The organism is Pseudomonas sp. m6p (genome assembly GCF_055760375.1).
Window position 1 is genome coordinate 414,058 of the sequence record NZ_CM147084.1, and the last position, 15,103, is coordinate 429,160.

At 61.1% G+C, this 15,103-nt stretch carries 13 protein-coding genes; 4 read left to right on the forward strand and 9 right to left on the reverse strand.

The genetic code is table 11. The features are described from left to right. The gene (locus tag ACYZUM_RS01880) at positions 1–621 is read right to left on the reverse strand and encodes a hypothetical protein (RefSeq protein ID WP_041063310.1); all 621 of its coding nucleotides are present in this window, start codon (positions 619–621) and stop codon (positions 1–3) included. A gap of 93 nt (positions 622–714) precedes the next feature. On the opposite strand from ACYZUM_RS01880, the gene ACYZUM_RS01885 reads away from it, so the two are divergent. After that, positions 715–1,497 carry a class I SAM-dependent methyltransferase gene (locus tag ACYZUM_RS01885; RefSeq protein ID WP_108181806.1) on the forward strand — a complete coding sequence of 261 codons (783 nt, stop codon included), beginning with the start codon at positions 715–717 and terminating at the stop codon, positions 1,495–1,497. A 129-nt stretch (positions 1,498–1,626) separates the two neighbouring features. On the opposite strand, the gene ACYZUM_RS01890 is transcribed toward ACYZUM_RS01885, so the two are convergent. Continuing rightward, a complete protein-coding gene (locus tag ACYZUM_RS01890) occupies positions 1,627–2,262 on the reverse strand; it encodes a TetR/AcrR family transcriptional regulator (RefSeq protein ID WP_108181807.1) in 636 nt (211 codons plus the stop codon). A 94-nt stretch (positions 2,263–2,356) separates the two neighbouring features. Between ACYZUM_RS01890 and ACYZUM_RS01895 the strand changes: the two genes are divergently transcribed. Next, positions 2,357–3,457 carry an efflux RND transporter periplasmic adaptor subunit gene (locus tag ACYZUM_RS01895; RefSeq protein WP_041063297.1) on the forward strand — a complete coding sequence of 367 codons (1,101 nt, stop codon included), beginning with the start codon at positions 2,357–2,359 and terminating at the stop codon, positions 3,455–3,457. 6 nt (positions 3,458–3,463) lie between these two features. Then, on the forward strand, positions 3,464–6,532 hold the full coding sequence (locus ACYZUM_RS01900; RefSeq protein ID WP_108181808.1) for an efflux RND transporter permease subunit: 3,069 nt from the start codon (positions 3,464–3,466) through the stop codon (positions 6,530–6,532). A 1,001-nt stretch (positions 6,533–7,533) separates the two neighbouring features. Here the strand turns inward: ACYZUM_RS01900 and ACYZUM_RS01905 are convergent. The 4 genes from ACYZUM_RS01905 to plsB form a co-directional block, all read right to left on the reverse strand. Beyond that, positions 7,534–8,223 carry a DUF4197 domain-containing protein gene (locus tag ACYZUM_RS01905; RefSeq protein ID WP_108181809.1) on the reverse strand — a complete coding sequence of 230 codons (690 nt, stop codon included), beginning with the start codon at positions 8,221–8,223 and terminating at the stop codon, positions 7,534–7,536. Between the two features lie 21 nt (positions 8,224–8,244). Continuing rightward, positions 8,245–8,643: a YbaY family lipoprotein gene (locus ACYZUM_RS01910; RefSeq protein WP_003222082.1), complete on the reverse strand. Its 399-nt coding sequence runs from the start codon at positions 8,641–8,643 to the stop codon at positions 8,245–8,247. A gap of 50 nt (positions 8,644–8,693) precedes the next feature. Then, positions 8,694–9,380 carry a hypothetical protein gene (locus ACYZUM_RS01915; protein WP_108181810.1) on the reverse strand — a complete coding sequence of 229 codons (687 nt, stop codon included), beginning with the start codon at positions 9,378–9,380 and terminating at the stop codon, positions 8,694–8,696. 97 nt (positions 9,381–9,477) lie between these two features. Continuing rightward, positions 9,478–11,976, reverse strand: coding sequence for a glycerol-3-phosphate 1-O-acyltransferase PlsB (plsB, locus tag ACYZUM_RS01920; RefSeq protein WP_041072371.1), 2,499 nt, complete (start codon positions 11,974–11,976; stop codon positions 9,478–9,480). Positions 11,977–12,213: 237 nt separating this feature from the next. Here plsB and ACYZUM_RS01925 point away from each other — a divergent pair, with 237 nt between their 5' ends. Next, positions 12,214–12,423: a cold-shock protein gene (locus ACYZUM_RS01925; RefSeq protein WP_016771489.1), complete on the forward strand. Its 210-nt coding sequence runs from the start codon at positions 12,214–12,216 to the stop codon at positions 12,421–12,423. A gap of 93 nt (positions 12,424–12,516) precedes the next feature. Here ACYZUM_RS01925 and ACYZUM_RS01930 read toward each other — a convergent pair whose 3' ends face one another. The 3 genes from ACYZUM_RS01930 to dapE form a co-directional block, all read right to left on the reverse strand. After that, the gene (locus ACYZUM_RS01930) at positions 12,517–12,894 is read right to left on the reverse strand and encodes a hypothetical protein (RefSeq protein WP_007964251.1); all 378 of its coding nucleotides are present in this window, start codon (positions 12,892–12,894) and stop codon (positions 12,517–12,519) included. 75 nt (positions 12,895–12,969) lie between these two features. Then, positions 12,970–13,779, reverse strand: a complete 810-nt coding sequence (locus ACYZUM_RS01935; protein ID WP_108181811.1) for a putative RNA methyltransferase — start codon at positions 13,777–13,779, stop codon at positions 12,970–12,972. Continuing rightward, on the reverse strand, positions 13,779–14,930 hold the full coding sequence (gene dapE, locus ACYZUM_RS01940) for a succinyl-diaminopimelate desuccinylase (protein WP_041072365.1): 1,152 nt from the start codon (positions 14,928–14,930) through the stop codon (positions 13,779–13,781). Before dapE ends, ACYZUM_RS01935 begins: the two co-directional genes overlap by 1 nt. Positions 14,931–15,103 lie beyond the last annotated feature (173 nt).

Consider the following 15,103-nt stretch of genomic DNA (forward strand, 5'->3'; position numbering starts at 1 on the left):
TCAGGCAGCGAGGCGCAGGTTCTGCAGGACGATCGGGCGCGCCCAGCCGTTGTCGAAGTCCAAAGCCTTCTGCTGCTCGACGATTTCTTCCGGCGGGAACGGCGGATAAGGTTTTTGCAGCAGGTCGAGATCGAACTCGGCAATCGGCAGGTACAGCGGCTTCTTCTGCGGTGCCGGACCCGGCTCTGGCACAGGCTGACCGTTGTTGATCACGATCGGACGGACCCAACTGCTGTCGAAGTCCTGCTGCTCCTGCTGAGCCTTGAGTTCTTCTGGCGGGAACGGTGGGAACGGCTTGTCCAGCAGATCGGTTTCGAACTCTGCGATCGGCAGGAACAGCGGCTCTGGCGGACGCACTTCGGTCTCGACCACGTCGCACTGACGCTGCTCGACGATGTGCGCGTGCAGCTCGCTGCCCAGGGTCGGTTCTTCCGGGCTGTTCAGGTCAACCGGTGGAAACGTGCCACACGCCGGCACCACATCACTCGTCTGTTCGGCCATCGCCTGGGCAAAGAAATCCTGCCACAGGTGACTGACGCCGCCCAATGCTTGAGTGTTATGACGGCTGAAGTCGCCCTTGGGCGAAATGTAGCCAATCGATGTGGGAAGTATGCCTGACATTTTTTTCGGTTGACGCTCAGCTCTGGCAAAATGCGCGTTGATTGGTTTATCGGCCACTTTTTGCCGATCCTTAACTTTTTTGAGCGTGTTTTCATGATTGAGCAACCCGCGGCCTGCCGCATCCATGTCCAGGCCCTCGGCCCGACGTTTGAAGCGCAAGCCGAGCAATGGGCCGAGCGCCTGGGCCTGCCGCTGCAGGAGGACGACGGCGAGTTCGCCTTGCAGGTCGGCGAGCAGGGTTTGCAGCTGCAGCAGCTCGGCCCGGATGCGCCGGGACCGGTGCGGGTGGACTTTGTCGAGGGGGGCGCGGCGCACCGGCGTCTGTATGGCGGCGGCAGCGGGCAGATGATTGCCAAGGCGGTTGGCATCGCCCAAGGCGTGCGCCCTCGGGTGCTGGACGCTACGGCGGGGTTGGGCAAGGACGCTTTCGTGCTGGCCAGTCTGGGTTGCGAGATGAGCCTGATCGAGCGCCAGCCGCTGATCGGGGCGTTGCTGGAGGATGGTCTGGCGCGGGCGGCGGAAGATTTCGACGTGGCGCCGATTGTCGCGCGGATGACGCTGCTCAAGGGCAACTCCATTGAGGTCATGCGCAATTGGCAAGGCGAGCCGCCGCAGGTGATCTATCTCGATCCGATGTTCCCGCACCGCGAGAAGACGGCGCTGGTGAAGAAAGAGATGCGTCTGTTCCGGCCGCTGGTCGGGGATGATCCGGATGCGCCGGCGTTGCTAGAAGCGGCGCTGGCCCTGGCGACACACCGGGTGGTGGTCAAGCGCCCGCGCAAGGCGCCATGCATCGAGGGGCCGAAGCCGAGCCATGCGCTGGATGGCAAATCCAGTCGGTATGACATCTACCCGAAGAAAGCGCTCAAGGCTTGAGACCGAGTCGCCTCAATCGCTGGCAAGCCAGCTCCCACAAGTTTTTGTGTCGTTCGCACAATTTGTGTTCAGCACGATCCCTGTGGGAGCTGGCTTGCCAGCGATGACGTCAGAACAGGCGCTAAAAAATCAGGGCCGATACGCCCGCATGAACAACCCCACCACTTCTTGCACATGACTCTCTGCCGCTTCTTCGCTCAGCGGCTCACCGCAGCAATACAGCAAACGAAAATTCCCCGCACCCTTGAGCAGGCAGAAGAAATGCTCGGCGGCATTGCGCGGCAGGTCGATGCTCAGCACGCCGGTCTCGTCGATGCGTTTGAGCAGTCGCTCCATGCCTTGCACCATGCGCTCGGGGCCGGCTTCGAAGAAGATCTGCGACAGCTTCGGATCCTGCGTGCCCAGCGCCATCATCAAGCGGTGCAGATTCACCGACTCGTCGCTGTTGATCAGTTGATGAAAGCCCCGGGCAATGTTCAGCAACACATTTTCCACGGGGATGCCGGCGGGCAATTCGAAGAACAGCGGCGGTAACTGCTCCTCACATTTGGCCATTACCGCGGAGGAGAACAACGTCTCCTTGTCGTTGAAGTGGCTGTAAACCGTCAGTTTCGACACGCCCGCCTCGGCGGCGACCGCGTCCATGCTGGTGTTGGCGTAGCCGTGACTCAGAAACAGGGTTTTCGCCGCATCGAGGATCGCCCGGCGCTTGGCCGGATCCTTCGGACGGCCCGGGCCGTTTGGAGCTGAAAGATTGTTCGACATTCTTCGCTTTTAATACTGGACTGGTGAGTTTGCTATTAATACCATACTGGCCAGTATAAATATTCCAAGCACCATAAGCGAAAGGTCCGTCACCATGTTCCGCTATGCGTTGTCCTTTGCCGTGCCAGTCAGCCTGGCTGTTTTATTGTCCGCTTGCGGTCAGGAAGAGGCGACGCCAGTCAGCGTTCGACCGGCCATGGTGGTGCAGCCAGAGCCTTCGGCGCAGGCGATGGAAAGTTATCCGGGTGAGGTTCGCGCCCGCTACGAGCCCGATCTGGCGTTCCGCATTGGCGGCAAAGTCAGCCGACGACTGGTCGAGGAAGGTCAGCGCGTGAAGGCTGATCAACCATTGGCCGAGCTCGATCCGCAGGACGTGCGCCTGCAACTGGAAGCCACCCGCGCCCAGGTCGCCGCCGCTGAAGCCAATCTGAACTTGGTGCGCGCCGAGCGTGACCGCTACAAAACCTTGATGGAGCGGCAGATGGTCAGCCGTTCCGCCTATGACAACGCGGAAAACCTCTACCGCTCCGGCGAAGCCCGCCTCAAGCAGATCAAAGCCGAATTCAACGTCTCGACCAACCAGGCCAGTTACGCCGTGCTGCGCGCGCCGCAGGACGGTGTGGTGGCCAAGCGTTCGGTGGAAGTCGGGCAGGTGGTCGCCGCCGGGCAAACCGTGTTTACCCTCGCCACCGACGGCGAGCGCGAAGTGTCGATCAGCCTCCCGGAGCAGAGCTTCGGGCGGTTCAAGGTCGGCCAGCCAGTGACCGTTGAACTGTGGACCCAGCAGAACCAGCGCTTCGCCGGGCAGATTCGTGAGCTGTCGCCGGCGGCCGATCCGAAATCCCGTACCTTCGCCGCGCGCATCTCGTTCACCAGCGGCAAGGTCCCGGCTGAACTCGGGCAGAGCGCCCGGGTGTTCGTGCAATCGGCAGACAGTGTGCCGCTGTCAGTACCGCTTTCGGCCCTGACTGCCGAGAACGGTGCGACCTATGTCTGGGTCGTCAGCGCCAACAACACCCTGAAGAAGACCCCGGTGCGCATCGGCCCATTCGGCGAGAAAAGTGTGCCGGTGCTCGAAGGCCTCAACGCCAGCGACTGGGTGGTGGCAGCCGGCGTCCATGTGTTGCTCGATGGTCAGCAGGTGCGTCCCGTGGATCGCTCCAACCGAGTGGTCAATCTGGCGGACAAGGAGTAAGTCCCGATGCGCTTCAACCTTTCCGAATGGGCGCTGCGTAATCGCCAGATCGTCCTGTTCCTGATGCTTTTGCTGGCCATCGTCGGGGCCTTGTCCTACACCAAACTCGGCCAGAGCGAAGACCCACCGTTCACCTTCAAGGCCATGGTTATCCAGACCCGCTGGCCGGGGGCGACCGCGCAGGAAGTCTCGCGGCAGGTCACCGAACGCATCGAAAAGAAATTGATGGAAACCGGCGAGTACGAGCGCATCGTGTCGTTCTCTCGCCCCGGTGAGTCGCAGGTCACCTTCATTGCCCGTGACTCGATGCACTCCAAGGAAATCCCCGACCTCTGGTACCAGGTGCGCAAGAAGGTCAGCGACATTCGCCAGACCTTGCCGCCGGGGATTCAGGGGCCGTTTTTCAACGATGAATTCGGCACCACGTTCGGCAACATTTACGCGCTGACCGGCGACGGTTTCGACTACGCGGTGCTCAAGGATTACGCCGACCGCATCCAGATCCAGCTGCAACGAGTCAAGGATGTCGGCAAGGTCGATCTGCTCGGTTTGCAGGACGAGAAAATCTGGGTCGAGCTGTCCAACGTCAAACTCGCCACCCTCGGTTTGCCACTGGCGGCGGTACAGCAAGCACTGGAAGAGCAGAACGCGGTGTCCACCGCCGGTTTCTTTGAAACCGGCAGCGAGCGGGTGCAACTGCGGGTCTCGGGGAGTTTTCAGACGGTCGAGGAGATCAAGAACTTCCCGATCCGCGTCGGTGACCGGACGTTCCGTATCTCCGATGTCGCCGATGTGCATCGCGGTTTCAACGACCCTCCGGCGCCACGCATGCGCTTCATGGGCGAAGACGCCATTGGCCTCGCTGTCGCGATGAAGGACGGCGGCGACATTCTGGTGCTGGGCAAAGCGCTGGAAGGCGAGTTCTCGCGCCTGCAGAAAAACCTCCCGGCGGGCATGCAACTGCGCAAAGTCTCTGACCAACCGGCGGCGGTAAAGACCGGTGTCGGCGAGTTCGTCCAGGTGCTGGTCGAGGCGCTTGCGATCGTGTTGCTGGTGAGCTTCTTCTCCCTCGGCGTGCGCACCGGCATGGTGGTCGCGCTGACCATTCCGCTGGTGCTGGCGATGACCTTCGCCTGCATGTATTACCTCGGCATCGGTCTGCACAAAATCTCGCTCGGCGCGCTGGTGCTGGCGCTGGGCTTGCTGGTGGACGACGCGATCATCGCCGTGGAAATGATGGCGATCAAAATGGAGCAGGGCTTCGACAGGATCAAGGCCGCAAGCTATGCCTGGACCAGCACCGCGTTCCCGATGCTCACCGGTACGCTGATCACCGCCGCCGGCTTCCTGCCGATTGCCACCGCGCAGTCCGGCACCGGCGAATACACCCGTTCGATCTTTCAGGTGGTGACCATCGCGTTGCTCGCGTCATGGGTGGCGGCGGTGATGTTCGTGCCGTATCTGGGGGAAAAACTGCTGCCGGATCTGGCGAAGATTCATGCGGCCAAACACGGCACGGCTGACGGGCAAGCCGATCCGTACGGCACGCCGTTCTATCAACGGGTGCGGCGTCTGGTGGAGTGGTGCGTGGCGCATCGCAAAACCGTGATCGTGCTGACGGTGGGGCTGTTCATCGCGTCGGTGATGCTGTTCCGTTTCGTCCCGCAGCAGTTCTTCCCGGCCTCCAATCGACTGGAGTTGATGGTCGATCTGAAGCTGGCCGAAGGGGCGTCACTGGCCAACACCACGGCCGAGGTCAAACGCCTGGAAGCGATGCTCAAGGATCACGCCGGCATCGATAACTATGTGGCGTATGTCGGCACCGGTTCGCCGCGCTTCTACCTGCCGCTGGATCAGCAACTGCCGGCGGCGAGCTTCGCCCAGTTCGTGGTATTGGCGAAAAACATCGAGGAGCGCGAGACCCTGCGCACCTGGTTGATCGAGACCCTCAACGAGCAATTCCCGGCCCTGCGCTCGCGGGTCACGCGTCTGGAAAACGGTCCGCCGGTGGGCTACCCGGTGCAGTTCCGCGTCACCGGTGAGCACATCGAGGAAGTCCGTGCGCTGGCGCGCAAAGTGGCGGCCAAGGTGCGCGAGAACCCGCATGTGGTCAACGTGCACCTGGACTGGGAAGAACCGAGCAAAGTGGTGTACCTGAACATCGATCAGGACCGCGCCCGGGCACTCGGTGTGAGCACGGCCAATCTGGCGAAATTCCTCCAGAGCTCGCTGACCGGTTCGAGTGTCAGTCAGTATCGCGAGGACAACGAACTGATCGAGATCCTGTTGCGCGGCACGGTGCATGAGCGTACCGAGTTGTCGTTGCTGCCGAGTCTGGCGGTACCGACCGATAACGGTCGCAGTGTGGCGTTGTCGCAGATTGCCACGCTGGAATACGGGTTTGAGGAGGGGATCATCTGGCACCGTAATCGTCTGCCCACCGTGACGGTGCGTGCCGACATCTATGGCAAGGAGCAGCCGGCGACGCTGGTGAAGCAGATCGCTCCGACGCTGGATCCGATTCGTGCTGAATTGCCTGACGGGTATCTGTTGGATGTCGGCGGGACGGTGGAGGATTCGGAGCGTGGGCAGAAGTCGGTGAATGCCGGGGTGCCGATGTTTATCGTGGTGGTGCTGACGTTGCTGATGGTGCAATTGCGTAGTTTCTCGCGCACGGCGATGGTGTTTCTGACGGCGCCGTTGGGGTTGATCGGGGTGGTGTTGTTTCTGATGGTGTTCCGCCAGCCGTTCGGGTTTGTGGCGATGCTGGGGACGATCGCGCTGTCGGGGATGATCATGCGCAACTCGGTGATTCTGGTGGATCAGATCGAGCAGGATATTGCTTCTGGTCTCAAGCCTTGGCAGGCGATTATCGAGGCGACGGTGCGGCGGTTTCGGCCTATCGTCTTGACGGCTTTGGCGGCGGTGCTGGCGATGATTCCGTTGTCGCGCAGTGTGTTTTTCGGGCCGATGGCGGTGGCGATCATGGGGGGGTTGATTGTGGCTACGGCTTTGACGCTTTTGTTTTTGCCTGCTTTGTATGCGGCTTGGTTCCGAGTGCGTCGGGAGGGGTGAGGCTTTTTTGGACTTGGCGGCCTTTGGGCCGACCAGGTTCTTGGGGTTTTGGGTGTTTATCCGTTGCTTCGGGGGTTGCGGCTGGCGGTTTCGCCCTTACGGCGAGTCACTTTTCCAGACGCCGAAAAGTAACCAAAAGGCTTGGCCCCGGCGTACGGCCCTCGCCTAGGCTCGGGTTCCTTCGTTGCGAGGTTCATCCGGGGGCATCGCCTCCGGTTTGCTTCGCTGCACCTCCTCTCGATGTGTTTGGCTGCGCCAAACGGTCGCTGCGCTCCCACCCCCGGATAAACCCCTCCACTCAGCCTGCCGAAGGGGCCGGCACGGTAAGATCAAAAGCTGCAGCCGAGCTAACGCTCATCCTGTTGAGTGGTGAAAAGCATGCGGTCTGCATGGACTGCTTTGCTTTTTTGTGGGAGCGAGCTTGCTCGCGAAGGCGGCCTATGGGCCGACCAATTTCCAACAGACCGCACCCAATCCACCTGTGGGAGCTGGCTTGCCAGCGAAGGCGGCCTGACAGCCGACCAGTCTCCAGCTGCCAACACCCATTCCCACTGTGGGAGCGAGCCTGCTCGCGAAGACGGCCTATGAGCCGACCAATCTCCAACTGCCTGTACCCAATCCAAATGTGGGAGCGAGCTTGCTCGCGAAGAGGCCCGCCCAGCCACCCAACATCTTTGGTCTTTTTAAAGATGTTCCAGATATCCAGAACTTTCCCATAAGGTTTTCAGGTTGCCTGTCGCAAGCGCGATCTCTAGCCTGAGTCTGTCGCTGCCAATTCACCGACCGGATCTGTAAGCCCGCCCATCATCTTCAAACACCCCCCGAATCCGAACCAGAATGTCCAAGCGACCCTGCACCTTACGCCTTCCTCGACTCGCGCAAGCTCCACGACGCCCTCGGTAAACCGCCTCCTCGATCAAGTCGATCCGCAAGGCTGACACGCAACAAAAAGCCCGCTGACCTTCACCGGTTCAGCGGGCTTTTGCGTGCAGCGACAAAAATTACAAGGTGCCAAACACCTTTTTCGCCAGACCGGTCGCTGCAGCCGCCGGATTCTTGCGGATGGTTTCTTCCTGTTTGCCGATCATTTCGAACAGGCCATTGAGCGCTTGTTCGGTGACGTAGTTTTCGACGTTGGCGCTTTTCGCATCCACCACGCCCAAGGTCGCGGCCTGGCCGGCGAAGGCGTTGTACTTTTGCGCTACGCCGACTTTGTCGGTGGCTTGTTTGACGATGGGCAGGAACCTGGCGCGGATCTGTTCGCGGCTGGTTTTGTCCAGATATTGGGTGGCCGAGTCGGTGCCGCCGCTGAGGATGCCTTTGGCGTCGGCCACGGTCATTTTCTTCACGGCGTCGACGAGGATCGGCTGGGCCTGGGTCACGGCGCTTTCGGCGGCCTTGTTCATGGCGGTTTCGAGTTCGTCGACCTGGGCGCCCATGCCGAAGGCTTTCATCTTGCCGGCGACTTTGCCGAGTTTGCCCGGCAGTTCGATTTTCACCTCCGGGTTGTTGCTGAAGCCGCCTGGGCTGCCGAGTTGTTTGACGGCGATTTGCGCGCCTTGGGTCAAGGCGTCCTTGAGACCACCGGTGGCGTCTTGTTGCGAGAGGTCGCTGAGCGACAGCGCCAGGGCGCTGGCAGAGATCATCAGGCCCGCGCACAGGCCGGCAAAGCGAAGGGTAGGGCGGAGCATGGCAGCTTCCTTGAAAGACAGTTAGCGAATGGCGTCGACGCGGATTTTCAGCGGCTGCGGATCGTTGCCGTCCAGTTGCACGGCGTGGTTCTCGGTGGTGATGAACATCAGCTCGCCGTTGACTTCGATGCGCGCGCTGACCGAGTAGCGGTGGCCGGGTTTGACCTGGGCCGGATCGTAACTCAAGTGGAACGGCAGCGGCACCTGGCCTTTGACCGGGCCTTTCTGCTCGTCGAGGACCACCGCCGGGGCGTCGGCCAGCGATACGTCCTGCAGGCTCACGCTCAACGTCGCGCTCGGTGGCAGGGCGATGCGTTGCAGGTAGAACACTTCACCGTCGAGGCCGACTTTGCCGGCGGGGGTGGTCGACTGGCAGGCGCTCAACAGGGTGGCTGCGGCGAGAAGGGTGAGTTTTTTCATCGGGACCTCTGAGGCAGGTGCGCCGGAAGAATCCCGGCGCCGATGGAAATCTAGCGGATTTTGCTTTCAGCGTCAGTGAACAAACGTAAGGGTTTTTCCAGCCACTGCGCCAGTGTCTGCATGAACCACCCGCGTTGTTCGCGTGGCGGCGGGCACAGTTCTATTCGACCGGGACTGACCGGAATACGCTGGTGGTAGCGATTTTCGATGCCGCTGAGTGCATAACGTTTGCCGGGAGTCACGCTGGCCGGGTCGTATCGCAGATAGAACGAAGTCGCGGTCTGTTCGTCATGGCTGACGCGCACCAGTTCAACTTCAGGGCTGTCGGCTTCATGCAGGCTGATAGTGACCGCTTCTTCGGTCGGGAAACTTTCCGGCTCTTGAACTTCAACATACAGCAGCCCGATCGGGCTCAAGTGCACAGTCTGGCGATGAGGCAGCGTGTTGACGATAACAAAGTGTTCCTGATCAAGCAGCAGGGGGTGGCGGTTGTGGAACATCCGCACAGTAATCCGGTACTTCACGCCGATATTGGTATGGGAATGGGCAAACTCGAACTTCCAGTCGCCTTCGAACAGTCTCGCGAAGCGCTGTTCCCTGGCGGGCGTCGCCAACTTCGGATTAACCACCTCGATACTGACAATGGTTTCATGTTCACCGTCGAAGGGGATTTGAAAGGCTGCAGGCAAGCTGAAGTTTAAAGTCACTGCCGAAGCGGGATCTTGTAACAGGCTCATCTCGATATCCTTATCGTGATTGTTTTAAAGAGCCTATTAATTCACGGATCAACTAACGGGGGAACCCGAGTGGTACCCCGTTAGTTGTCGGCAAGTTTCAGACTTGCGGTGTCACTGCCGTTTCCGCGGCATCTTCACTGCGATGCAGGGCCACTTGACGAATCGACAGACGAATCTCCGCCGGTAACACGCGTTTGGCCGCGCCCTCCGCCAGTTCGCCGAGCAGTTCGTGGTAGCTCAACTTGCCGGCTTCGTCGCGGCGCAGGACGTCGAGGTCGAGCATCGTCTGGATGAAATGACGGAACAGGCTCTTGTCGAAGAACTCCGGGGCATTCAGGCCGTGCAGGATCGACAGGCGCTGGGCCATGACCGTGCACAGGTCTTCCAGCTCTTCGGCGCTGATGCTGTTCTGCCCGGCGTTGAGCAGCAGCGAGACGGTCATGTAGAAGCGCTGCAGGGTCTGCGCGATGCTTTTCGACAGCAGGGTCAGCAGCACAAAGTGCCGCGAACTTGGAGCGGGGCGCAGGTACACGTCCTTTTCGAAACGCAGCAGGCCTTGCTCGACGAACGCTTCCAGCCATTGATCGATTACCGCGTCCAGTTCCTCCAGGCTCCAGCGGATGAACAGCTCCGACTGCAAGTACGGATACAGCGCGCGGGTGTAGCGCAGGATCTGCTCGCGGCTCATGCGCGAGGTGCTCTGGAAGAAGCTCGCCAGCAGCGCAGGCAAGGCGAAGATGTGCAGCACGTTGTTGCGGTAGTAGGTCATCAGGACGGCGTTCTGCTCGTCCAGATACAGAATCTTGCCCAGCGCATCGTTCTGCTCGGACAGCAGGTCCATGTCCTTCACATGCTCGATCAGCGCGCGACCGTCGCCTTCGGGCAACGTGGTGTGCGGCGAGTAAGGGACTTTGCGCAGCAGCGCCAGATACAGATCCAGCACCCGCGCCATGGCCCGATCGTCCAACGCCAGGCGAGTGGTCGAGAGCAGCGCCAGCGCCACCAGATTGACCGGGTTAATTGCCGCCGCTTCGTTCAGGTGCTGCGCGACTTTCTCGCCGAGGCGGTTGGTGGTTTCGTTGAGCCAGGCCGGTTTGTACTGCGGGCCGAGTTCCTGCTGGCGCCAGTCTGGCTGTTCGCTGTCGAGGAACTCTGCAAGTTTGATCGGTTCGCCGAAGTTCACCGCGACCTGACCGAAGCGCTGCTTGAGCGCGCCGATGACTTTGAAGATGTCGAAGATCGACTCTTTCTTCTTGCTCGCGCCACGCAATTCGCCGAGGTAGGTGCGACCTTCCAGCACGCGCTCGTAACCGATGTACACCGGCACGAAGACGATCGGCATCCGCGATGAACGCAGGAAGCTGCGCATCGTGATCGCGAGCATACCGGTTTTCGGTTGCAGCATGCGCCCGGTGCGCGAGCGGCCGCCTTCGACGAAGTACTCGACCGGGAAACCTTTGGTGAACAGGGTGTGCAGGTATTCGTTGAACACCGAGGTGTACAGCGGATTGCCCTTGAACGTACGGCGCATGAAGAACGCGCCACCACGGCGCAGCAGGCTGCCGATCACTGGCATGTTCAGGTTGATCCCGGCGGCAATGTGCGGCGGGGTCAGGCCGTTGCGAAACAGCAGGTACGACAGCAGCAGGTAGTCGATGTGGCTGCGGTGGCACGGCACGTAGATCACTTCGTGACCCTGGGCGACCTTCTGCACGCCTTCGATGTGGTTGACCTTGATCCCGTCGTAGATCTTGTTCCAGAACCAGCTCAGCACCACTTCGAGGAAACGGATCGCGGTGTAGGTGTAGTCCGAGGCGATCTCGTTGCCGTAGCGCAGGGCCTGGGCCTTGGCTTTTTCCAGGGAAATGTTCTCGCGTTCGGCTTCGTCGACGATCGCCTGCTTGACCAGTGGCTGATTGAGCAGACCCTTGACCAGATTGCGCCGGTGGGAAATGTCCGGGCCGATCACTGCCGCCTTCAGGTTGCGGAAGTGCACGCGCAGGATGCGCTGGGCCATGCGTACGGTGCGTTCGTGGCCCTTGTTGTGTTCGATCAGTTCGCGCAGGTGGATTGGCGCCGAGAATTGCACGCGGGTCTTGCGCCCCAGAACGATGATGCTCAGCAGTCGGCGCAGACGCCCGGTGACGGCCCAGCTGTCGGCGAACAGCAACTTCCACGGACTGTTTTCGCTGTCCGGCGACTGGCCCCAGAACACGCTGACCGGAATGATCTGCGCGTCTTCGGCGGCGTTCTGCGTCAGGGCGCTGACCAGACGGGTCAGGGTCGGCGGTGCACCGCGCTTGTCCTGACGGCCGAGCCAGTCCGGGTCCGGCGTCAGGTAGAAAAACGCCGCCGGTTCGATCAACGGCCCCACCGACACCGGCAGTACCGGACGCGGCAGACCGGCCTTGGTGCACTCGGTGTCGACCACCGCCAGATCAGTCAGCGATGGGTTTTGCAGGACGTAGAACACCGGACGACTGCGGTCGAGGTTGAGGGTGAGCGACGACTGGTTGATCGTCTCCGAGCGAACCCAGAGGTACAACAGTCGGCGCAAGGTGCCAAACACAAGACGGCGGAACGGGGAACGGGTCATACGGCTTCTGCGTGAGTGAATAAAACCGAGCGTTTGCTCGGGCGGTCGACAGTTTGCCGTATTAGTCGAAAATCGGCAAAAAAGCGGCGAAGTAATCTCCTGTTGAGAGTTTTTGCGCCTGTCATATACTCGGCAATCTGTCGCCGGGGCCCTTTATGGACGTCGGGCGCAGGCTGACGTTCCGCAAAGGCTTTCCTGCGAAAAGCCTGTTCAATAATAAAAAAGGAGTATGAACAGATGGCAACACGTGAAACCGGCAATGTGAAGTGGTTCAACGACGCCAAGGGCTACGGCTTCATTCAGCGCGACGACGGGGTGGACGTGTTCGTGCACTACCGCGCGATTCGCGGCGAAGGGCATCGCTCGCTGACTGAAGGTCAGCAGGTTGAGTATGCGGTGATTACTGGCGAGAAGGGTTTGCAGGCTGAGGATGTTGTAGGCCTGTAACTTTCAAGATCAAAAGATCGCAGCCTGCGGCAGCTCCTACAGTTTGGAATGCATTCCCCTGTAGGAGCTGCCGAAGGCTGCGATCTTTTGCTTTCAGGCAGTCTTCCAGGTGATCTCTTCTTCACCGTCGGCGCTGATACGAATCCAGCGATCCGCCGTTTCCTCACCTTCTTCCTCGACCCACGTGCCCGGTGCGCAACGCACTTCCACGTTCAGCGCGGCAAAGGCTGCACGGGCGCAGGCGATGTCGTCGTCCCACGGCGTCGCGTCGCTTTCCAGGTACAGGCTGTTCCATTTGCCCACGGCCTTCGGCAGCCAGGTCACCGGGATGTTGCCGGCCTTGCACTTGTAGGTCTGGCCTTTCTGTACCCAGTCGCTGCACGGGCCCAGAGCCTCACCGAGCCAGGCGGAAATCGCCTTGTGGTCGACGTCGGCGTCTTTCAGGTAAATCTCGATATCCGGTTGGCGCATGGATGTCCTCACTGCGGGTCTGAAAAATCCATTCGCGGATTTAGCCGGCCCCGGGCACTCGCCCGAGACCAAAAGTTATTGAAGAACGAAATAATCGTAGCGCATCGACACGGTGGTCACGAACGGCTCGGGCTGTTCGATCACGGCGGCGCGGCGTTCGGCACTGGCGCGCCAGCCGTGGGGTGTCATCGCCAACAGGTTGGCGCGGTCCTCGGGCTTGTCCAGTGTCAGTTGGAATTCCAGGGTTTCGCTGTGCGCCAGCGTCATGCCTTCGGGCACTAATGCCAGATGCTTGTCGTCGGTGTATTCGCGCACTTCGTCGTACAGGCGTTCGCGCAGTTCCATCAGATGGCCGCTGGTCGGGCCGACTTTCATCAGGCCGCCGCCGACGCTGAGCAGGCGCTTGGCTTCTGCCCAGTCCAGAGGGCTGAAAACGCTGGCGAGAAACTGGCAACTGCCCGACGCCAATGGCACGCGGGCCATGCTGGCGATCAACCAGGTGATTGCCGGATTACGCTTGCAGGCGCGTTTGACCGCCTCGCGGGAGATGTCCAGTGCGTAGCCATCGACGTCCGGCAGGGCATCGGCGATCTGTGCGGTGTAGTAACCCTCGCCGCAACCGATATCGACCCAGCGTGCCGGCGCATAACTCGCCGCCAGCTCGGCCAGACGCTTGGCTACCGGTGCGTAATGCCCGGCGTTCAGGAAGTCGCGGCGCGCCTCGACCATCGCCTGATTGTCGCCAGGATCACGGCTGTTCTTGTGCTGCACCGGCAACAGGTTCAGGTAGCCCTGACGCGCACGGTCGAAGCGGTGGCCGGCGGGGCAGACCACGCCGTTGTCCACGCGGCTGAGCGGTTCACTGCAGATCGGGCACGCGAGCATCAGGCGAGCAACTTGATCAGGGTCTGGTAGTAAATCTCGGTCAACACGTCGAGATCGGCTGCCAGCACACGCTCGTTGACCTGGTGAATGGTCGCGTTGACCGGCCCCAGCTCAACCACTTGCGTACCCATGGTGGCGATGAAACGACCGTCGGAGGTACCGCCACTGGTCGACGCGTGGGTCTCGCGGCCGGTGATGTCCTTGATGCTCGACGACACCGCGTCGAGCAGCGCGCCCGGCTCGGTGAGGAACGGCAGGCCGGACAGCGCCCAGTCGATGTGCCAGTCCAGGTTGTGTTTGTCGAGGATGTCGGCCACGCGTTTCTGCAGGCCTTCGACGGTGGATTCGGTGGAGAAGCGGAAATTGAACACCGCCACCAGATCACCCGGAATCACGTTGGTCGCGCCGGTGCCGGAGTTGAGGTTGGAAATCTGGAAACTGGTCGGCGGGAAGAAATCGTTGCCGTGATCCCAGTGCTCGGCGGCCAGTTCGGCCAGCGCCGGAGCCGCGAGGTGGATCGGGTTCTTCGCCAGATGCGGATAGGCCACGTGACCCTGCACGCCGCGCACGGTGAGCTTGGCGCCCAGCGAGCCGCGACGCCCGTTTTTCACCACGTCACCGACCAGCGTGGTGCTCGACGGTTCGCCGACGATGCACCAGTCCAGACGTTCCTTGCGCGCCACCAGACGTTCAACCACCGCTTTGGTGCCATGGTGCGCCGGGCCTTCTTCGTCGCTGGTGATCAGGAACGCGACCTTGCCCTTGTGGTTCGGGTAGTCGGCGACAAAGCGCTCGGCGGCGACGGTCATCGACGCCAGGCTGCCTTTCATGTCCGCTGCGCCACGGCCACAGAGCATGCCGTGTTCATCGATCACCGCGTTGAACGGGTCGATCTGCCAGGCAGTCACCGGACCGGTCGGCACCACGTCGGTGTGGCCGGCGAAGCACAGCACCGGGCCGTCGTCGTTGCCGTGGGTGGCCCAGAAGTTGTCCACATCTTCGATACGCATCGGCTCGAGGGTGAAACCGGCATCGCCCAGGCGCTGCATCATCTGCTTCTGGCAATCGGCGTCGACCGGCGTCACGGACGGACGGCGGATCAGGTCGATGGCGAGTTGGAGGGTCGGCGAAAGGTCGGCGTGGGCCGTCATGGAAAACTCCGGAGTCATGAATGTGGGCGCGGACTAACAATGTGGGAGCGAGCCTGCTCGCGAATGCGGTGTGTCAGTCAACATAATCGGTGAATGTTACAAAGCCTTCGCGAGCAGGCTCGCTCCCACAGGGATTAGAGGAGTGCCCCGCAAAATGGCGGTTATCTTAAAGC